Below are 18,988 nucleotides of genomic sequence, written 5' to 3'. Positions count from 1 at the left end.
CGTCCTAGGCTGTGGACTATGAGCGATGCGAGCCTCCGTCAGATCCCGTTCACCGACGCCGAAGGCGCCCAGAAGACCCTCGACGACTACGGCGCCGACGTGCTCCTCGTCGTCAACGTCGCCTCCAAGTGCGGCCTCACCCCGCAGTACGAGCAGCTCGAACAGCTCCAGCGCACCTATGCGGAGCGCGGCTTCAGCGTCGTCGGCTTCCCGTGCAACCAGTTCATGGGCCAGGAGCCCGGCTCCATGGAGAAGATCCTGGAGTTCTGCTCCACGACCTACGGGGTCAGCTTCCCGATCAACGACAAGGTCAAGGTGAACGGCCGAAACGCGACCGAGCTGTACAAGCAGCTCAAGAAGACGCAGGACGCCGGCGGCGGCGCGGGGCGCGTGGAATGGAACTTCGAGAAGTTCCTCGTGCTGCCAGACGGCTCCGTGCAGCGCTTCCGCCCGAAGCAGAAGCCGGACTCCCCGGAGATCGTCTCGGCGATCGAGGCCGCGCTGACCCGGTGAGCACGGGCGGCGGTGCTGTCGCCTCCGGCGAGCATGGTGTCGCTTTCGGCACGGCGAAATAAGGGTACCCTCACCTAACGTAGGTAGCTGTTGCCGTGACAGCCGCGCCCGACCCGAATCGGGCGCCCGGAGGAAGAAGACCCATGATCCGCACCATTCGTGCGCGCGCCGGAGCTCTCGGTGCGCTCGCCCTCGTCGGGGCGCTCGCCCTCACCGCCTGCTCGTCCGAAGCGCCGGCCGCGGCCGAACCGGATGCCGATGCAGCCGCCGAGAGCTATCTGCCCGCCGCCGAGGGAACCACCGCCTACCCGCTCGAACTCGACTCCCCCTGGGGATCGACGACGCTCGAGGAGCGTCCGGAGCGGATCGCGGCGATCACGCCGTCGCAGGACGACGTCGAGGCACTCGCGGCGATCGGCGTGACACCCGTGCTCGCCAACGAGTACTCCACGGATGTGTGGACCGCCAGGGCCCTCACCCAGGAGATCCCGGAGCGCTACAGCACCGGCGACACGGACTTCCCCGTCGAGCAGATCGCTGCCGCCGACCCCGATCTCATCATCGTCCTCGGCGCGGACGTCAGCGCCGACTACGAGAAGCTCGCGGCCATCGCTCCCGTGCTGAGCACGTCGGAGTCGAACGCCGGCGAAGCATCCGTCGCCAACGACTGGGAGACCAGCCTGACCGCGATCGGCGAGGCGCTCGATCTGCAGGCGGCCGCGGAAGAGGCACTGGCCACCGAGGAGCAGTTCTTCACCGACTTCCGTGCCGAGCATCCGGAGTTCGACGGCCTCACCGCCTCCTACGTCGTGTACTACGGTGCGGAATCCGGACTCCAGTACCACTCGACGGCAGGCAGCCCGGCCGGATCCACGCTCGAGCAGATGGGCTTCGCCACGAACCCGAACGCGGCCGGGCTCGAGTACCGCGCCGCCGTCAGCAATGAGATGCTCTCGGCCATCGACGCCGACGTCATCATCTTCTCCGACAACTCGGGCGGCAGCTACGCCGAGGTCACGGACTCGCCGCTGTTCCAGGGGCTGTCGGCCGCGCAGTCCGACCACGTGATCCTCATCGACAACCAGGCGACCGAAGGCGTCTTCGTCATCGACGGCGTGGAGCACGAGGGCAACCTGCCGTGGGGCCTCGCCCGCAGCGGCCCGCTCTCCGCGACGTGGGCTGCCGAGCAGCTGGCCCCGGCGCTCTCCGCGACGCTCGCGGAGTGATCGCATCACGATGAGCGCGACCCCGATCGGCCCCGCTCTGGCGACCGCGGCGACGCCCGCGTCCGCCAGAGGGCCGCTCGGGGTCGTCGTCCTCGTCACGGGGCTGGCCTTCGCCCTCTCGCTCAGCCTCCTGGTCGGCGCGAACCCGCTCACCCCCGCCCAGGTATGGCAAGGTCTCGTCCACCCCGACGCCAGCGAAGCGTCCGTGATCGTGTGGACTGAACGCATGCCGCGGACCCTGCTCGGGGTGCTGGTGGGCATGGCGCTCGGCGTCGCCGGCGCCCTCATCCAGGCCATGACACGCAACCCGCTCGCCGATCCTGGGATCCTCGGGGTCAACGCGGGAGCCGGCTTCGCCGTGACGATCGGCGTCGGGCTCTTCGGCCTGAGCGGCGTCTCCGGCTACATCTGGTGGGCTTTCCTGGGCGCGGCAGGAGCCACCGTGCTCGTCTATCTCATCGGTTCGCTCGGTCGCAGCACGTCGCCGGTGACGATGGTGCTGGCCGGCGTCGCGCTCGGCGCCGTCCTCGGCGGCATCTCCACGTTCCTGACGCTTCTCGACGAGGACACCTTCCGCTCCGTGCGCACCTGGGGCGTCGGATCCATCGCCCGCACGAGCATCGACGACACCCTGACGGTGCTGCCCTTCCTCGCGGCGGGGCTCCTCCTCGCATTCATGCTCTCCGGTTCGCTGAACGCCGTCGCCCTCGGCGACGATCTCGCCGCATCGCTCGGGACGAGCATCCTGCGTACCCGTGTTCTCGGTGTCATCGCTGTGACGCTGCTCGCCGGCGGTGCCACCGCGCTGACCGGGGGCATCGCCTTCGTCGGACTGATGGTCCCCCACGTCATCCGGTGGTTCACCGGACCCGATCAGCGGCGGATCATCCCGGGCAGCGCCGTCGGCGCCGCCATCCTCCTGCTGCTGTCCGATGTGATCGGCCGCGTCGTCGTGTGCCCCAGCGAGATCGAGGTCGGCATCGTCACCGCCGTCGTCGGTGCTCCGGTGCTCATCGCGCTCGTGCGGCGACGGAAGGCGAGCGGGCTGTGAACGTGCAGACGCCGCCCCTGGAGTTCGGGTACCGGATGCTCCGCACGCAATCACGTCTGTATTCCGGCCGGATCGGCGTGCGCCTGGCCGTGACGAGCGCCTTCCTGACGGTGCTCGCGGCTCTACTTGCGTTCATCGCGCTCTTCCTCGGGGACTATCCCCTGACGCTTTCGGACGTGTCAGCCGCCCTCGGCGGACACGCGAACGACTTCATCCGCATGATCGTCCTGGAATGGCGGCTGCCCATCGCCATCGCCGCCGTCCTCTTCGGGGCGCTGCTCGGGATCGGCGGGGCGATCTTCCAATCGTTGACCCGCAACCCACTCGGATCGCCGGATGTCATCGGCTTCGACGCGGGCTCGTACACCGCCGTCGTGCTCGTCATGCTCGTGTTCGGCTCGAGCGTCACCTGGTCGATCGCCGGCGCGGCGATCCTCGGCGGGCTGCTCACCGCGCTCCTCGTCTACGTGCTCGCCTACCGCAGAGGCATGCAGGGCTTCCGCTTGATCGTGGTGGGGATCGCCGTCTCGGCGATGCTCGGCTCGATCAACAGCTACCTCATCACCCGCGCCGACATCGACGACGCCATGCAGGTCGGCTTCTGGGGCGCCGGGTCGCTCAGCAGGGTGTCGTGGTCGACGCTCGTGCCCTCGCTGACGATCACGGCCGTCATCGTGTGCGCCGCCATTGTGCTCGCGCCGGCGCTGCGCACCATGGAGCTGGGCGACGATGTCGCCGTCGCGCACGGCATCCGTGTCGGGCCCGCCCGCCTGGCGCTGCTCGTCGTCGGCGTCGCGACGACCGCGCTCGTGACCGCCGCGGCCGGCCCCATCGGCTTCATCGCCCTCGTGGCGCCGCAGCTGGCCCGCCGGGTCACGGGGACGCCAGGCGTCAGCATCCTCGGAGCCGCGGCGATGGGTGCCGCGCTCCTGAGCGCAGCGCACCTCGCGTCCCAGCTCCTCGGCGTGCTGTTCCGGCCCGTACCCCTCGGGCTCATCACGGTGTGCCTCGGAGGCGTCTACCTCATCGTCCTTCTCATCCGCGAAGCCCGCATCCATTCAGGAGCACCCCGTTGAGCACGCCGCACACCCCTGCCCTCTTCGCCGACGCCGTCACGATCGGCTACGACAAGAACGTGATCGCACGCGAGCTCACGGTCGGCGTCCCCGATGGGTCGTTCACGGCGATCATCGGCCCGAATGGATGCGGCAAGTCCACGCTGCTCAGAGCATTCGCCCGTGTCCTCAGGCCGACGGAGGGGGACGTCCTCCTCGACGGCGCCTCGATCAGCTCTGTGCCGACCAAGCAGCTCGCTCGCAGGCTGGGCCTGCTGCCGCAGACCTCGCTCGCGCCAGACGGCATCCGCGTGGCCGATCTCGTCGCGCGCGGGCGCTCCCCGTACCAGTCGCTGATCCAGCAGTGGCGCGCCAGCGATGAGCAGGCCGTGCAGGACGCCCTCGCCGCGACGCGGCTCGAGGACCTCTCCGGACGCCTCGTGGACGAGCTCTCCGGCGGTCAGCGCCAGCGCGTCTGGATCGCGATGCTGCTGGCGCAGCAGACCCCGATCATGCTGCTCGACGAGCCGACCACCTTCCTCGACATCGCGCATCAGTACGACCTCATGGAGCTGCTCCGCGGGCTGCATGCGCGGGGCAAGACCGTCGTCACCGTGCTCCACGACCTCAATCAGGCGGCCAGGTACGCCACGCACGTCATCGTCATGAACGACGGCGCAGCCGTCGCTGCCGGCTCACCGCAGGAGGTGATCACGAGCAGGCTCATCGAGGAGGTCTTCGGCCTGCGCGCGCTGGTCATGCCCGATCCCGTGACGAAGACACCGCTGGTGGTGCCGCTCGACCCGCGCGCACTTGATGCGCACAGGCTGGACATCGATGGGAGAAGCGCATGAGCGCCCGTGCACGGTTCCCCGGCGACCTCGCCGAGCTCAGGGACAGGACAGACCGGTTCGGGCGCGTCCATCGCGAGCGTCGCCCTGGTACGCGCAGCGCGGAGCCGCGCATGGATCGCCGTTCGAGCGCACTCGAGAGCGGATGGGCCGATCCGCGCCGACGCGCGACGCTGCGGGCCGAAGCTCTGCGCAGGCCCAACCCGTTCATCGAGGCCGACGGTGAGGACGCCTCGATGAGCCGATGGACCTGGGTCGTCGAAGATCCCCGCGCCCGCGCGATCGTGCTCTGGACCAATCCCGTCTTCGACCACGAGAACGTCTCGACCGCCGAGTTCACCCGCCTCGCCGACTCCGATCTATGGACGATCTGCCTGCGGCTGCCCTCGGCCCTACGCGCGTCCTATCGGATCGGCGTGTGGCGTGAGGACACGATTCCTCCGTGGCGCGAAGCGACGGGACGGAGGCCCGTCATCCTCGCTGCGATGGGCGCGAGTGCACCGGACGAGCGCTGCCCGGATGTCGTACGAGGATCTCGAGGGTCCATCTCGTCCGTCGCGGCAGGGCCCGACGCGCCGCAGGATCCGCTCGCGGTGATCCCGGCTGCCACAGCCGTCGGCCGGGTCGAAGAGCTCGGGCTCGCGGCCGGTGAGCGGGCCTGGATCTACTCCCCCGCGGACGTGACCGAGCCGACGCCGTTGCTCGTGCTCTTCGACGGCGACGTCTGGCGGCACGAGCTCCCTCCGCGCCTCGATGCGGCGATCGACGCGGGACTCCTGCCGCCGCTGCATGTCGCGATGCTCGACGCGCACGACGCCGACACCCGATGGGAACGGCTCGGCGTCCCCGACGGTCAAGTGGATGTCGTCATCGACGAGCTCCTGCCTCTCGTGCGCGACCGGTGGGCGGTCAGCCGTGACGGTGCGGACACGCTCGTGTGCGGGCAGAGCCTGGGCGGGATCGCCGCGCTGTGGACCGTCGCGCTCTCGAGGGGCGAGGTGGGGCATGCGATCGCCCAGTCGCCGTCGCTGTGGCGCTTCGAGATGGCAGAGGCGCTCCTGGAGGCAGACGACTGGCACTCCATCCTGCTCGAGGCGGGCGCGTACGAAGGCGACATGCTCGCGGACGCCGCCGCCCTCGCCACCGCGCTGCGCGCCGATGTGCGCTCAGACCGGCGGCAGGTCGCGCTCTCGCCCTACGAGGCCGGGCACGACTGGGCGGTGTGGCGCACGAACCTCCTGCGCGCTCTCACCGCCCACCGCTGGACGGCAGCGGCTCAGGCCGCCGATTCGTCCTCCGGCGTCGCCTGATCGCGCTTGGCCCAGAGGTCGCGCAGCACGCTCTCGAAGGTCGCGGGCGGCTGGGCACCGGAGATGCCGTACTGCCCGTCGATGACGAAGAACGGCACGCCCTGAATGCCGTAGGCCTGGGCCTGCGCCTGGTCCTGGCGGACGGCGGGCAGGTGCACGGATCCCTCGAGCGCGACTCGCGTCTGCTCTGCATCGAGGCCTACCTCCGCGGCGAGCTCGACGAGATCGTCGATGCGGCCGACGTGCTTGCCCTCGGTGAAGTACGCGGACATCAGCCGCTCCTCCATCTCGTGCTGCAGGCCCTCTGCCTTGGCGTGGTGCAGGAGCTCGTGCGCCTTGACGGTGTTGGTGTGCTGGAGCAGGTCGAACCGGTACTCGAGCCCGGCGTCGCGCGCCACGCCGGTGACGCGGTCGAGCATCTGCTGCACCTGCTCGCGCGGCATGCCCTTGTGTCCGGATAGGAAGTCGATCTCGTCGCCGTGGAAGTCGACCGGGGTGTCCGGCGAGAGCTCGAAGGAATGGAACGTGATGGTGACCTCCGGCACGTCCTCGTCGCCGGAGACGGCTTCGAGTCCCTTCTCGAGGTTGCGCTTGCCGATGTAGCACCAGGGGCAGGCGATGTCGGACCAGATGTCGATCGAGATGGGTTCAGTCACGTCACCATCCAACACCCGATGCACGGGAAGTATTCCGTTGATAGCATCTTCGGATGCTCCCGGCGCCAGACCCTCATGCCGCGGCCGATCGGATCCTCGTGGCCGGCGTCTCGGGATCAGGTAAGACGACCTTCGCCGCGCGTCTCGCCCAGGCGCTCGGCCTCCCCCGCTACGAGCTGGATGCGCTCCATCACGGCCCAGGATGGGTCCCGCGACCGGCGTTCATCGACGATGTCCGTGCCTTCGCCACAAGCAGGCGCTGGGTGTCGGAGTGGCAGTACTCCGGAAAGGGCGTCGACGAGATCCTTCCGCCACGCGCGCAGCTCGTCGTGTGGCTGGATTATCCGAACCGGATCGTGCGGGCGCGCCTGTGGCGACGGACGCTCGTGCGGAGCATCCTGCGCCGCGAGCTGTGGAACGGCAATGTCGAGCCGAGTCTGTGGAAGCTCGCGACCACGCGCGAGCCGGAGGAGAACGTGCTCCGCTGGCAGACGGTGACGCTCGAGCGGTGGCGGGAGAGGATGCCGGGGCTCATCGAGCGATTCCCGCATCTGACGATCATCCGCCTGCGGCATCCTCGGGAGGCCGAACGATGGCTGGCCGCTCTTCAGGCGGAGGCGTCCGGCGTGTCGATCGCACCGCCGAAGCGGCGGTCCCTGGACAGGTAGACGCCGATCGCCCGCCAGAGCTCGCTGCGGGAGAAGTCGGGCCACAGAGTGTCCAGGAACACCATCTCGGCGTACGCGGACTGCCAGAGCAGGAAGTTCGACGTCCGCTGCTCGCCCGAGCTCCGAAGGAAGAGGTCCACATCGGGCATGTCGGGGACGTACAGGTTCCGGCGGATCATCTTCTCGCTGATCGCGCTCGGCTTCACGCGCCCGGCCGCGACGTCCGCGGCGATCGCACGGAATGCGTCGACCAGCTCGATCCTGCCCCCGTAGTTCACGCACATCGTGAGGGTGAGCACGTCGTTGCCCGCCGTGAGCTGTTCGGCGTGCTGCAGCTCCTTGATCACCGAGCCCCACAGCCGCGGCTTGCGGCCCGCCCAGCGCACGCGCACGCCCCACTCGTTGAGCTGATCGCGACGACGGTGCAGCACATCGCGGTTGTATCCCATGAGGAAGCGGACCTCCTCGGGCGAGCGAGCCCAGTTCTCCGTGGAGAAGGCGTAGACGCTGAGGTGCTTCACCCCTGCCTGGATGGCGCCGGCGACGACGTCGAGCAGCACCTCCTCCCCCGCCTTGTGCCCCTCGATGCGCGTGAGACCTCGACGATTCGCCCAGCGTCCGTTGCCGTCCATGACGATCGCCACGTGCTCAGGCACCTTCGGGAACGCGGGCGGGTACAGACCGGTCCAGTCCAGCGGGCGGTAGGCGACCGCGTCCTTGTGGGTGTACGGCTTCGGGCTCACCGTGATCCTTCCAGATGTGCGAGCGAGCGGATGCCTCGCTCGAGATGCCACTGGGCATAGGCGGCGATCACGCCGGACGCCGCCGCAGCATCGGCGGGCGGGGCCGCATCGATGATCTCCCATTCGCCCGCCAGCAGCGCGCGCAGCAGAGCGAGCGCGGATGCCGCGATGCGGGGGCTGCCCGCCGGAGCGTCATCCGCGCAGACCGCGCCGCCCAGCTGGGCGACGAACCCGCTGTGCGGTCCCGGCCGTCCGCAGCGCGCACAGTCCGAGAGCGACGGCGCCCAGCCGGACAGCGCCATCACCCGGAGGAGGTAGGAATCGAGGATGCTCCGCGGAGCATGCTCGCCCCGCGACAGCGCACGCAGCCCGCCGACGAGCAGGAGGTACTGATCGGCGGTCGCCTCGGCATCGCTCAAGCGGTCCGCGGTCTCGACCATCGCGCTCGCCGAGGTGAAACGGTCGTAGTGCACGGCGATGTCCGTGCCGTACGAGCCCAACGACTCCGCCTGCTGGACGATGTCCAGCGAGCGTCCCTGGTAGAGCTGGACGTCGGCGACCATGAACGGCTCCAGCCGCGCGCCGAACTTCGACGACGTGCGACGCACCCCCTTGGCCACCGCCCGGATCTTGCCGTGGCGCCGCGAGAGCATCGTCACGATGCGATCCGCCTCACCGAGCTTGTGAGTGCGCAGGATCACCGCTTCATCTCGGTAGGTGGGCACTGTCCGATTATCCTCCGCTCACGGAAGAATGGATGCGTGACCGAACCGCTCTTCACCATTCCGCTCTGGGCCGATCTGCTCGGCGTCGGGCTCGGCGGCGTTCAGGGGGCCCTCTTCGCCTCGGGGTTCCAAGGCCAGCGGCGCCTGGATCTGCTCGGCGTGGCGATCATCGGAATCCTGATCGGCATGGGCGGCGGTCTCATCCGCGACCTGCTGCTGGGGCAGCCCCCCGCGACGCTCCAGGACAACTGGTACCTCGTCACCGCCGCAGGAGCCGCCATCGTCGGGATGCTCCTGTCCGGCCTGTTGAACAGGGCGACAGCGGTCATCGTCGGTCTCGACGCTGTGGTCATCGGGATGTTCGGCGCGTTCGGAACCAGCAAGGCTCTGGGGCTCGGAGTCCCGCCCGTCCCTGCCGTCTTCATCGGCGTCGCCTCCGCCGTCGGAGGCAGCGTGCTGCGAGATGTCATCATGGGGCTCCCCGTCTCGATCATGCACGTCGGCTCTCTGTACGCGGTCGCCGCTGGCCTCGGCTGCACGGTCATCGTCGCCGCGCACGCCTTCGGCGTCGACATCGTGACCTCGAGCGTGATCGGCATCGCCGTCACCGCCGTCATCCGTGTGCTCGCCGTGATGTTCGACCTGTCGCTTCCCGAACAGCGCAGACTCTACCGCCGCAAGGTCGCCGCGGAGACCGGGGCGATCCCGATCGTCAAGCCGTGACCCTCATTGAGACTGCGACACCACGCCGAGACCGCGTCATACCGACGTCGGTTCGGCGTGGTGTCGCAGTCTCAAGGTCAGACCGAGGCGAGCTCCGATGCCGCTTCCCGCGTGCGGATCGAACGGTTCACCGCGGAGACGATCGCCTTGAGCGAGGCCGTCGAGATGTCACCGTCGATGCCGACGCCCCACAGGCGGTCGCCCTCGACCTGAAGCTCGACGTACGCAGCCGCCTGAGCATCGCCTCCCGTGGAGAGCGTGTGCTCGACGTAGTCGTACAGCGAGATGTCGAAACCGCGCGAGCGGATGATCTCCAGGAAGGCGGCGATGGGGCCGTTGCCGTGTCCGACCTCATCGGAGGCCGCATCCCCGTCGCGCAGACGGACGCTCAGCTCCACGTCGCCCGTCATCTCGCTCGCGGTCTTCGTGGCGAGCAGCTCGAACCGCCCCCACTTCTCGGCGGCATCCGAGGACGGCAGGTACTCGTCGCTGAAGATCGACCAGATGGCGTCGCTGGTGACTTCGCCGCCCTCGGCATCCGTCATCGCCTGCACCACACCGGAGAACTCGATCTGGAGCTTGCGGGGCAGATCGAGCGAATGGTCCGCCTTGAGCAGGTAGGCCACGCCGCCCTTGCCGGACTGCGAGTTGACGCGGATGACGGCCTCGTAAGAGCGACCGAGGTCCTTCGGGTCGACGGGCAGGTACGGCACAGCCCACTCGATGTCGTCGACCGTCACGCCGTTCGCCGCGGCCGTCGCGGCCATCGCCTCGAAGCCCTTCTTGATCGCGTCCTGGTGCGATCCGCTGAACGCGGTGAAGACGAGATCGCCGGCCCAGGGGCTGCGCTCAGGCACCGGGAGCTGGTTGCAGTATTCGACCGTGCGCTTGACCTGATCGATGTCGCTGAAGTCGATCTGCGGGTCGATGCCCTGGGTGAACATGTTGATGCCCAGCGCGACGAGGTCGACGTTGCCCGTGCGCTCGCCATTGCCGAACAGGCATCCCTCGATGCGGTCGGCGCCTGCCATGTAGCCGAGTTCGGCGGCAGCGACCGCGGTGCCGCGGTCGTTGTGCGGATGCAGCGAGAGGATGACGTTCTCGCGATGGTTCAGGTTCCTGCTCATCCACTCGATGGAATCCGCATAGACGTTCGGGGTCGCCATCTCGACGGTCGCCGGCAGGTTGATGATGACCTTCCGCTCCGGCGTCGGCTCGAGCACCTCGAGGACCTCGTTGCAGATGTCGACGGCGAACTCGAGCTCGGTACCGGTGTAGCTCTCGGGCGAGTACTCGTAGAACACCTGCGTCTCGGGCACGGTCTTCTCGTACTCGCGGCACAGACGGGCGCCCTCCAGCGCGATGTCCACGATGCCCTGCCGGTCCGTGCGGAACACGACATCCCGCTGCAGGATGCTCGTGGAGTTGTAGAGGTGCACGATGGCCTGCTTAGCGCCCGCGATGGCCTCGTAGGTGCGCTTGATGAGGTGCTCGCGCGCCTGGGTCAGGACCTGGATCGTGACGTCGTCGGGGATCAGCCCCTCCTCGATCAGCTGGCGCACGAAGTCGAAGTCCGTCTGGCTCGCCGACGGGAACCCGACCTCGATCTCCTTGTACCCCATGCCGACGAGCAGCTCGAACATGATGCGCTTGCGCTCCGGCGACATCGGGTCGATGAGCGCCTGGTTGCCGTCGCGGAGATCGACAGCGCACCACCGAGGTGCGGTGGTGATCGTCTTCGACGGCCAGGTGCGGTCGGGCAGCTCGACGCGGATCTGCTCGTGGAACGGCCGATACTTGTGGATCGGCATCGAGGACGGGCGCTGGGTGTTCTGCATGATGGGCTTCTTCTCTTCGTCAATGTGACCGGGCCAACACAAGCGCCGCGACGAGGAAGGCCCTACGTTCAGGACTCGTCGCGGCAGCTAAGAAGAAGCAGACCGCCGAATGGCATAGCGCCATGGTAGCAGGGACGCGCCCACGCATCGAACAGCTCTGAGACGATCCGAGCGCCTGCGACACTGACGGGTATGAGCAGAACGCAAGGATGCCGGATCGCCCTCACCGCCGCGATGATGCTGGCGCTCGCGGGCTGCGCCGCCGCTTCCCCCGGGTCGCCGGCCCCGGTCAGCTCGGATGCACCGCCAGAGCAGGGCCTCGGCTCGCTGCTGCCCGCTCCTCCCGACGGCGAGGTGCGAGCCACCGGAACGGTGATGGACACGGCGGGTGACGTCGAGCTCTGCCTCGGAGCGGTCGCCGAGTCGTATCCGCCCCAGTGCAGCGGCATCCCCGTCGCGGGCTGGAGCTGGGAGGGCGTCGACGGCAGCGAGCAGTCCGGCGAGGTGCGCTGGGGCGCCTATGCCGTGACGGGCACCTACGACGGCGACACGTTCACGAGCACGCAAGCACCGGTCCTCCTCGCCCTGTACGACCCGATGCCGTTGCCTGATCCGACCGGAGGCGAGCAGGGCGAGACCGACGAGTCCCGCGCGAGCGAGATCGTCGACGAGGTCGCGGCGCGCCTTGCTGATGACGACGTCCTCCTCGGCGCCTACCCCGACCGCGGATACGTCTGGGTGGACGTCGTCTGGGATGACGGCACCCTGCAGGACGCGGCCGACGCAGACTTCGGCGAACGTGTCGTCATCGTGCGCTCCGCTCTCGTGCCCCTCGACTGAGGCTCAGGAGACGCAGCTCACACGGGTCACCGATGCGAAGATGTTCGTGAACGATCCCGCGGAGGCCGTGCCTCTGACGGTCGTGCCGTACTTCGCCTGCGCGTAGCCGGTCGAGCGCGCATCGGCGATCGACCGGACGACGAATGTCCCCACCGGGAACGAGGTGTCGCACGTGGTCCAACTCAGGCGCGAGCCGGCCGTCGCTGCCTGGCTGAAGGCGCAGACCCTGCCGCTGGGGCAGGCGCCGACCGCGGCGAGGAGCGCGAGCGACGACGCGTCGAGAGACGCCGAGGCGGGCACGATCACGAGATCCATGCCGAGCTCCGGCCAGATCGCATGCGTCGAGCTCAGCGCGATCCCTCCGGGAATCGCATCGAGCATCTCCTGCACCTGGTCATCGAGGGGGTGCTCGGATGCGACGGCGGGCGGAGCCGCCGTCATTCCGAGTGCGATCAGCGCGGCCGCGACGATCGCCGTGAGGGTGGGGTTCATCTTCCTGTCCTTTCCTGCAGGTCCCACAGGCGGTAGCTCACCACCGCTCCTGCGGGAATGATCCCGTCACCCTCCGTCTGAATCGTCTCCATCCCGATGATCCGCCCCGTCTCCTGCGAGATGAGCACGGTCTCCGAAACGCCCGTCTCCCCCGTCACCCGCAGCGCGTCCACGGCACGTCCTGCGCGATCGGTCGTCTCCCCCAGCGCCTCGACGCCTCCCCTGGACACGAGGTAGTCGAGGATGCCCGCGTGCTGCGCATCCGTCAGCGTCCACTGGTCCATGGCGGTGAAGGCGGCGACGACGACGTCGCGCGCCGACGGATCCGCCGGCATGCCGAAGGCCGTAAGCATCGCCACGACGTCGTCGATCGTATCGCCGGGTGGCTGCGCCACCGGAGTGTTGAAGTCCCCCGGCTCGAAGACGAGGTCGAAGAGCACCTCGTCGCCCTCGACGACCTCCGCCCCGGACGGTGGGGTCTCGGTCGGCCAGTAGGCATCCCCGGCGATCACCGTGATCGATCCGGAGAGGTCCTCCTGCCAGCTGAGAGTCGTCCACTGCGGGACGATCTGCATCGTCTGCTCCTCGCCATCCACCGAGAGCGCCCAGGTGACCGACCGCACCTCCCGCGACGGCTCGGCCGGCCCTGCGTCCTCCGCGAGCAGCGTCTCGGCGCGCGTGAGCATCTCACCGGTGGTGCCCGCCTCCGTGAACTGGAGCGGTCTCGGTGTGACGGCGACGGCCGCACCACCCTGGGCGACGACGCCGAGCACGACGGCGACGCCGGCGACGGCGGCGGTCGCGACGGACGCCCAGGCCAGGCGCGGAGATGGAGATCGCCGCGGTGCACGGCGCGTCTCAGTGAGGATGCGATCCCGCATCCTCCTGGCGTGTGCGTCCGGCCGAGCATCCCTCGGCGTGCGTGCCGGGCTCGCCTCGACGAGCAGACGTGTCAGCTCCGCGTCATCCATCGTTCTCACCGCCCGCGCCCTCCCATGCCTTCCGCAGCTTCTCGCGTGCCCTCGCATCGATCGCACGGACCACCCCTGGTGCCCTGCGGATCACTTCCCCGGCCTCTTCCACCGTGAGAGCATCCCAATAGAGGAGGACGATGACTCTGCGTTCGCGCTCGCGAAGACGCGCGAACGCGGAGCGGACCTCTCGAGGGCCGAGGGTACTCCCGTTCTCCTCGCCCGTCACCGCCTTCTGGTGAACGGCACCGATCGCCTGTTCGCGGAGCGTCCCTCTGCGACGGCGGTCGCGGAGCACGTCATCGGCGAGCCGGAGCAGCCAGGTCAACCTCGCAGGCCGCTCTGGTCTCAGACGCTCCCAGGCGAGCTGGAACACCTGGCCGACGACCTCGTAGACCTCGGCATCGGTTCCGAGATAGCACTCCACATGCCGGGTGACCGGCGACCAGAACTCCTCGAAGAGCCAGTCGAAGACACGGCGGCGGTGCGCAAGGCGCTCCGCCGCACGTGGCTTCAGAATCCCAGCCGCCCGAGCTGCTTCGGGTCGCGCTGCCATTCCTTGGCCACCTTGACGTGCAGCCCGAGGAACACCCTCGTGCCGAGGAGCTCCTCGATGCCCGCGCGGGACCGAGCGCCGACGTCTTTCAGGCGAGAGCCCTTGCGCCCGATGATGATCGCCTTCTGGCTGTCGCGCTCCACAACGATCTGAGCATGGACATCGGTGAGATCGCTGTCCTCCCGCGGGGCGACGTCGTCGACGACGACGGCGATGGAGTGCGGCAGCTCATCGCGGACGCCATCGAGCGCGGCTTCGCGGATGATCTCCGCGATCCTGTCCTCCGTGGACTCGTCGGTGGTGATGCCCTCGGGGTAGAGCGCAGGACCTTCCGGCATGAGCTGGATGATCTCATCGGCGAGGACGTCGAGCTGCTGCCGCGTGAGCGCGGACAGCGGGATGACGGCCGCCCAGTCCTCGCGCAGCGAGTCCACCTCCATGAGGCGCTCGGTGATCTCATCGCGGCTCGCGGCATCGGTCTTCGTGACGATGGCGATCTTCTTCGCGCGAGGATATCCGTCCAGCGACGCGGCGATCCTCCGGTCTCCCGGCCCGACCTTCTCGGTCGCCGGCACGCAGAAGCCGATCACGTCCACGTCGCCGAGCACCTGCTCGACGAGGTCGTTCAGACGTTCTCCGAGCAGCGTCCGCGGCTTGTGGATGCCGGGGGTGTCGACGATCACGAGCTGTCCGTCCGGCCGGTTCAGGATGCCGCGGATCGCCCGCCGCGTCGTCTGCGGCTTCTCGCTGGTGATCGCGATCTTCTCGCCGACGAGCGCGTTCGTGAGGGTGGACTTGCCCACGTTCGGCCTGCCGACGAAGGTGGCGAATCCGCTGCGCGTGGTCTCAGTCATCGTCGTCTCCTTCATCATCCGGCGCGCGCTCCACGAACACCGTCGCGATTCCTCTTCCCCGCCCACGCGAAGCGCCGCCGGTGAGCACCAGCGCACCGACGACAGCGGTCGCACCAGGCTGGGGAACCTGCCCGAGCGCCTTGCCCAGCAGCCCGCCGATTGAATCGACATCGTCGTCCTCGAGCTCGAGCCCGAAGAGATCGCCGACATCCTCCAGCGACAGACGCGCGCTCACCCGGTAGCGCGCGTCACCCAGCTCCACCACCTCGGCAGGGCCGTGGTCGTACTCGTCGGAGATCTCGCCGACGAGCTCCTCGATGAGGTCCTCGAGGGTCACGAGCCCCGAGATCCCGCCGTGCTCGTCGATCACCAGGCACACGTGCACGGCATCCCGCTTCATCTGCTGCAGGAGCGTCTCGGCTCGCATCGACTCGGGCACGAAGGTGGCGGGTCGTGCGATGGGGCGCACCGGCACGCCGCGCCATGCGCTCTCGTCGCGATATGCGAACTGCACGAGGTCCTTGAGGTAGAGGACGCCCACGACGTCGTCGGCGTCGTCGTCCACCACGGGCATGCGGGAGACGCCTCGTCGCAGGAAGAGCTCCATCGCCTCGCTCGTCGTGGCGGTGGCGTCGACAGCCACCATCTCGGTGCGCGGCACCATCACGGCGCGGACGAACTGGTCTGTGAAGTCGAACACCGAGTGGATGAGATCCCGGTCGTCCTCCTCGATGAGGTCGTTCGAGGCCGCCTCGTCGACCATGCTGAGAAGCTGGTCCTCGCTGGTGAAGGTGCTCCGACCCGCGCCTGGGGTCACCCGGTTGCCGAGAGCCACGAGGCCCTGGGCGAGCGGACCGAGCAGGATCCGCAGGCCTCGCACGAGCGGAGCGCAACCGCGCAGCAGACCGGGAGCCCTGCGGCGTCCGACGGTACGGGGACTCGCTCCGACGAGGACGAAGGTGATCCCCGTCATGAGGACGGCGGCGGCGAGCATCGCCCACCAGATGCTGCCGATGAGGTTCACGAATGCCACGGTGACGAGCACGGCCGCCGTCGTCTCCGCCAGGATGCGGATGAAGGCGACCGCGTTGACGTGCACGTCGGGGTCGGCGGCGATGCTGCGGAGCTCCTTCGCATGGCGTCCCTGCTCGCCGAGGGCTTCGAGATCCGAGCGGGATGTGACACCGAACGCCGCGTCGATGGCGGACATGAGGCCACCTGTCGCGACCAGCAGCACGGCCGCGACGAGCAGCAGGACCTCGGTCATCGAGCGCGTTCGGTGCGGGCGAAGCCTGCGATCAACTCCTTCTGCAGCCCGAACATCTCACGCTCCTCATCGGGCTCGGCGTGGTCGTAGCCCAGCAGGTGCAGCAGCCCGTGCGTGGTGAGCAGGATCAGCTCGTCCATCAGCGTGTGCCCGGCGGTCTGCGCCTGGGACTCGGCCACCTGCGGGCAGAGCACGATATCGCCCAGCAGCCCCGGTGGCGTCGGCCGATCCTCGGTGCCAGGTCGCAGCTCGTCCATCGGGAAGCTGAGGACGTCGGTGGGGCCCGGCTCGTCCATCCACTGCACGTGCAGCGCCTCCATGGCTCCTTCGTCGACGAGGACGATGGCCACCTCGGCATCCGCGCTCACGTGCAATTGCGCGAGGTTGAAGTCGGTGAGGCGCTGCAGCACCGTCTCGTCCACGTCGATGGCGGATTCGTTGTTGATCTCGATCATGCGCGTCCTCGCTTCGGCATCCGATCCCGTGGTCCCTGCAGCGGCGCGCGACGCTCCGCCCGATTGGCGAACTCGGCCGCCTGCTCGCGCTCGTGCCTGGCCGCGGTGCGCTGCTCGTCGTATTCGCTGTAGGCGTCGACGATCCTGCCGACGAGCGAGTGACGCACCACGTCGTCGCTGGTCAGGCGCGAGAAGTGGATGTCGTCGATGTCCTTGAGCACGCGCGTCACGAGGCGGAGCCCGGATGCGCCGGTGGGCAGATCGACCTGCGTGATGTCACCGGTGACGACCATCTTCGTTCCGAAGCCGAGGCGGGTGAGGAACATCTTCATCTGCTCCGGCGTGGTGTTCTGCGCCTCGTCGAGGACGACGAACGAGTCGTTCAGCGTGCGCCCGCGCATGTAGGCCAGCGGCGCGACCTCGATCGTGCCCGTCGCCATGAGCCGAGGAACGATCTCCGGGTCCATCATCTCGTTCAGCGCGTCGTAGAGCGGGCGGAGGTAGGGGTCGATCTTGTCGTTGAGCGTTCCGGGGAGGAACCCGAGCCGCTCGCCGGCCTCCACGGCGGGGCGGGTGAGGATGATCCTCGTGACCTCCTTGCGCTGCAGTGCCTGGACGGCCTTGGCCATGGCGAGGTAGGTCTTCCCCGTGCCGGCGGGACCGATGCCGAACACGATGGTGCTCTCCTCGATCGCGTCGACGTACTCCTTCTGCCCCGGCGTCTTCGGCCGGATGACCTTGCCGCGGCTGGAGAGGATCGCCTCGCCGAGCACCTCGCTCGGCCGGGGGCCGCCCTCCTGCCGCAGCATCCGCGCCGAACTCGACACGTCGCTCGGGGCGAGGTCGTGGCCTTCCTTCGTCATCGTGAGCAGTTCCTCCACGAGGGTCTTGGCAGCGGCGACACGGGATGCCGCACCGCTGAGGGTGATCTCGTTGCCTCGCACCAGGACCTGGACCTCGGGGTGCTCCTTCTCGAGCATCCTCAACAATCGATCCTGCGGACCGAGCACGCGCACCATGGCGACGCCGTCGGCGTAGAGACGTTCTGTGACCGCGTCTTCTCCGGGGTCAGGCACCGACGCTCTTCTCGCTGAGGCCGCCCGCGAGCACGTGGCCGTGCACGTGGGCGACGGTCTGGCCCGCGTTCGCCCCGGTGTTGAAGACGAGTCGGAAATCGCCGTCGGCGTGCTCATCGGCGATCTCGCGCGCGAATGCGATGAGCTCTGCGAGCAGCTGCGGGTCGCCGGCGGCGAGCTCCACCACATCGCGGTAGTCGGCGCTCTTCGGGATGACGAGGATGTGCACGGGAGCCTGCGGGGCGATGTCGCGCAGAGCGAAGAGACGGTCGGTGGACGCCACGATCTCCCCGGGGATCTCGCCCTCGAGGATGCGCGTGAAGATCGTCGGCTCGGTCATGCGTCCAGTCTAGCCAAGCCGATGCGGCATCGGTCTGGTGCAGGGATCACCAGCGACCGAGCGCGGCCGACAGCACCGCGATCGCGGCAGGGCCCGCTGTCGAGGTGCGGAGCACCGTGTCACCGAGGCGAACGCGCTGGGCGCCGGCCGCGACCAGTCGTTCCAGCTCCTCCGGAGCGATCCCGCCCTCGGGACCGACGACGAGGACGAGGTCACGATCGTCGGGGTCGATCGAGGACAATCGGACGTCAGCGCCGGGATCCAGCACCAGCATCCGCTCGGTGCGGGCGCGCTGGGCGAGCTGTGCCGTCGTCGCGGCATCCGCGACGGCCGGGATCCACGCCCGGTGCGCCTGCTTCGCCGCCTCCCGCACGATGCTCGCCCAGCGTTCGCGTCCCTTGGCCGCCTTGGGCCCTTCCCAGCGTGAGACGCTGCGCGCCGCCTGCCACGGCACGATCTCGTCGACGCCGAGCTCGCACGACGCCTGCACGGCGAGCTCGTCCCTGTCGCCCTTGGCCAGCGCCTGCACGAGGACGAGACGCGGTGATGGCGCGGCGATCTCGAGACGGGACGTCACCGCGACCTCGACGCGGGCGGGCTCGACGTCGGCGACCGCCCCTTCCAGCCACACGCCGGAGCCGTCGCCCAGCGTCACGGGCTCACCGACGCGGACCCTCCGCACGACGGCGGCATGCTTGGCCTCCGCCCCGGTGAGGACCACGACGTCACCTGCCACGGCGTCCGAGGCGGCGTCGACGACGAAGTGCAGCGCCATCGG

Annotated in this window: 22 protein-coding genes; 9 read left to right on the top strand and 13 right to left on the bottom strand. The window is 68.9% G+C overall.

Going from position 1 to position 18,988, the window contains the following annotated elements:
- Positions 1–18: 18 nt before the first annotated feature.
- The 6 genes from ACWGJP_RS10840 to ACWGJP_RS10815 all read left to right on the top strand — a co-directional run bounded on the left by ACWGJP_RS10840 (position 19) and on the right by ACWGJP_RS10815 (position 6,006).
- Positions 19–513: a glutathione peroxidase gene (locus ACWGJP_RS10840; protein ID WP_452329805.1), complete on the top strand. Its 495-nt coding sequence runs from the start codon at positions 19–21 to the stop codon at positions 511–513.
- Between the two features lie 143 nt (positions 514–656).
- The gene (locus ACWGJP_RS10835; RefSeq protein WP_452329804.1) at positions 657–1,739 is read left to right on the top strand and encodes an ABC transporter substrate-binding protein; all 1,083 of its coding nucleotides are present in this window, start codon (positions 657–659) and stop codon (positions 1,737–1,739) included.
- Between the two features lie 10 nt (positions 1,740–1,749).
- Positions 1,750–2,790, top strand: a complete 1,041-nt coding sequence (locus tag ACWGJP_RS10830; RefSeq protein ID WP_452329803.1) for a FecCD family ABC transporter permease — start codon at positions 1,750–1,752, stop codon at positions 2,788–2,790.
- Positions 2,787–3,866: a FecCD family ABC transporter permease gene (locus tag ACWGJP_RS10825; protein WP_452329802.1), complete on the top strand. Its 1,080-nt coding sequence runs from the start codon at positions 2,787–2,789 to the stop codon at positions 3,864–3,866. The genes ACWGJP_RS10830 and ACWGJP_RS10825 overlap by 4 nt, the downstream gene beginning before the upstream one ends.
- Positions 3,863–4,699, top strand: a complete 837-nt coding sequence (locus ACWGJP_RS10820; protein ID WP_452329801.1) for an ABC transporter ATP-binding protein — start codon at positions 3,863–3,865, stop codon at positions 4,697–4,699. The genes ACWGJP_RS10825 and ACWGJP_RS10820 overlap by 4 nt, the downstream gene beginning before the upstream one ends.
- On the top strand, positions 4,696–6,006 hold the full coding sequence (locus ACWGJP_RS10815) for an alpha/beta hydrolase (RefSeq protein ID WP_452329800.1): 1,311 nt from the start codon (positions 4,696–4,698) through the stop codon (positions 6,004–6,006). The genes ACWGJP_RS10820 and ACWGJP_RS10815 overlap by 4 nt, the downstream gene beginning before the upstream one ends.
- On the opposite strand, the gene ACWGJP_RS10810 is transcribed toward ACWGJP_RS10815, so the two are convergent.
- Complete coding sequence (locus tag ACWGJP_RS10810) at positions 5,973–6,662, bottom strand: DsbA family oxidoreductase (RefSeq protein ID WP_452329799.1); 690 nt, start codon at positions 6,660–6,662, stop codon at positions 5,973–5,975. The genes ACWGJP_RS10815 and ACWGJP_RS10810 overlap by 34 nt on opposite strands.
- Before the next feature lie 53 nt (positions 6,663–6,715).
- Between ACWGJP_RS10810 and ACWGJP_RS10805 the strand changes: the two genes are divergently transcribed.
- On the top strand, positions 6,716–7,330 hold the full coding sequence (locus tag ACWGJP_RS10805; RefSeq protein ID WP_452329798.1) for an AAA family ATPase: 615 nt from the start codon (positions 6,716–6,718) through the stop codon (positions 7,328–7,330).
- On the opposite strand, the gene ACWGJP_RS10800 is transcribed toward ACWGJP_RS10805, so the two are convergent.
- Both ACWGJP_RS10800 and recO read right to left on the bottom strand, forming a co-directional pair.
- Positions 7,270–8,073: an isoprenyl transferase gene (locus ACWGJP_RS10800; protein WP_452329797.1), complete on the bottom strand. Its 804-nt coding sequence runs from the start codon at positions 8,071–8,073 to the stop codon at positions 7,270–7,272. The two genes, ACWGJP_RS10805 and ACWGJP_RS10800, sit on opposite strands and share 61 nt — an antisense overlap.
- Positions 8,070–8,798: a DNA repair protein RecO gene (gene recO, locus ACWGJP_RS10795; RefSeq protein ID WP_452329796.1), complete on the bottom strand. Its 729-nt coding sequence runs from the start codon at positions 8,796–8,798 to the stop codon at positions 8,070–8,072. Before recO ends, ACWGJP_RS10800 begins: the two co-directional genes overlap by 4 nt.
- A gap of 36 nt (positions 8,799–8,834) precedes the next feature.
- On the opposite strand from recO, the gene ACWGJP_RS10790 reads away from it, so the two are divergent.
- Positions 8,835–9,521: a trimeric intracellular cation channel family protein gene (locus ACWGJP_RS10790; RefSeq protein ID WP_452329795.1), complete on the top strand. Its 687-nt coding sequence runs from the start codon at positions 8,835–8,837 to the stop codon at positions 9,519–9,521.
- 77 nt (positions 9,522–9,598) lie between these two features.
- Here ACWGJP_RS10790 and leuA read toward each other — a convergent pair whose 3' ends face one another.
- Positions 9,599–11,359 (bottom strand): 2-isopropylmalate synthase, encoded by a 1,761-nt coding sequence (leuA, locus tag ACWGJP_RS10785; protein WP_452329794.1) that lies wholly within the window; start codon positions 11,357–11,359, stop codon positions 9,599–9,601.
- Positions 11,360–11,551: 192 nt separating this feature from the next.
- Here leuA and ACWGJP_RS10780 point away from each other — a divergent pair, with 192 nt between their 5' ends.
- A complete protein-coding gene (locus ACWGJP_RS10780; protein WP_452329793.1) occupies positions 11,552–12,199 on the top strand; it encodes a hypothetical protein in 648 nt (215 codons plus the stop codon).
- A 3-nt stretch (positions 12,200–12,202) separates the two neighbouring features.
- On the opposite strand, the gene ACWGJP_RS10775 is transcribed toward ACWGJP_RS10780, so the two are convergent.
- The 9 genes from ACWGJP_RS10775 to ACWGJP_RS10735 are packed head-to-tail and all read right to left on the bottom strand — an operon-like array spanning position 12,203 to position 18,985.
- Positions 12,203–12,691, bottom strand: a complete 489-nt coding sequence (locus ACWGJP_RS10775) for a hypothetical protein (RefSeq protein WP_452329792.1) — start codon at positions 12,689–12,691, stop codon at positions 12,203–12,205.
- Positions 12,688–13,662, bottom strand: coding sequence for a hypothetical protein (locus tag ACWGJP_RS10770; protein ID WP_452329791.1), 975 nt, complete (start codon positions 13,660–13,662; stop codon positions 12,688–12,690). The genes ACWGJP_RS10775 and ACWGJP_RS10770 overlap by 4 nt, the downstream gene beginning before the upstream one ends.
- A complete protein-coding gene (locus tag ACWGJP_RS10765) occupies positions 13,655–14,218 on the bottom strand; it encodes an RNA polymerase sigma factor (protein WP_452329790.1) in 564 nt (187 codons plus the stop codon). Before ACWGJP_RS10765 ends, ACWGJP_RS10770 begins: the two co-directional genes overlap by 8 nt.
- Positions 14,176–15,072, bottom strand: a complete 897-nt coding sequence (gene era, locus ACWGJP_RS10760) for a GTPase Era (RefSeq protein WP_452329789.1) — start codon at positions 15,070–15,072, stop codon at positions 14,176–14,178. Before era ends, ACWGJP_RS10765 begins: the two co-directional genes overlap by 43 nt.
- A complete protein-coding gene (locus tag ACWGJP_RS10755) occupies positions 15,065–16,339 on the bottom strand; it encodes a hemolysin family protein (protein ID WP_452329788.1) in 1,275 nt (424 codons plus the stop codon). The genes era and ACWGJP_RS10755 overlap by 8 nt, the downstream gene beginning before the upstream one ends.
- Entirely contained in the window at positions 16,336–16,794 is a 459-nt protein-coding gene (gene ybeY / locus ACWGJP_RS10750; RefSeq protein ID WP_452329787.1) for an rRNA maturation RNase YbeY, read from the bottom strand. The genes ACWGJP_RS10755 and ybeY overlap by 4 nt, the downstream gene beginning before the upstream one ends.
- The gene (locus ACWGJP_RS10745; protein ID WP_452330365.1) at positions 16,791–17,813 is read right to left on the bottom strand and encodes a PhoH family protein; all 1,023 of its coding nucleotides are present in this window, start codon (positions 17,811–17,813) and stop codon (positions 16,791–16,793) included. Before ACWGJP_RS10745 ends, ybeY begins: the two co-directional genes overlap by 4 nt.
- A 49-nt stretch (positions 17,814–17,862) precedes the next feature.
- The gene (locus ACWGJP_RS10740) at positions 17,863–18,210 is read right to left on the bottom strand and encodes an HIT domain-containing protein (RefSeq protein ID WP_452329786.1); all 348 of its coding nucleotides are present in this window, start codon (positions 18,208–18,210) and stop codon (positions 17,863–17,865) included.
- A gap of 46 nt (positions 18,211–18,256) precedes the next feature.
- Positions 18,257–18,985, bottom strand: a complete 729-nt coding sequence (locus ACWGJP_RS10735; RefSeq protein WP_452329785.1) for a 16S rRNA (uracil(1498)-N(3))-methyltransferase — start codon at positions 18,983–18,985, stop codon at positions 18,257–18,259.
- Positions 18,986–18,988: the final 3 nt, after the last annotated feature.

The sequence above is a fragment of the Microbacterium sp. NPDC055903 genome (assembly GCF_053615555.1).
This window is presented reverse-complemented; position numbering and strand designations above follow the sequence as displayed.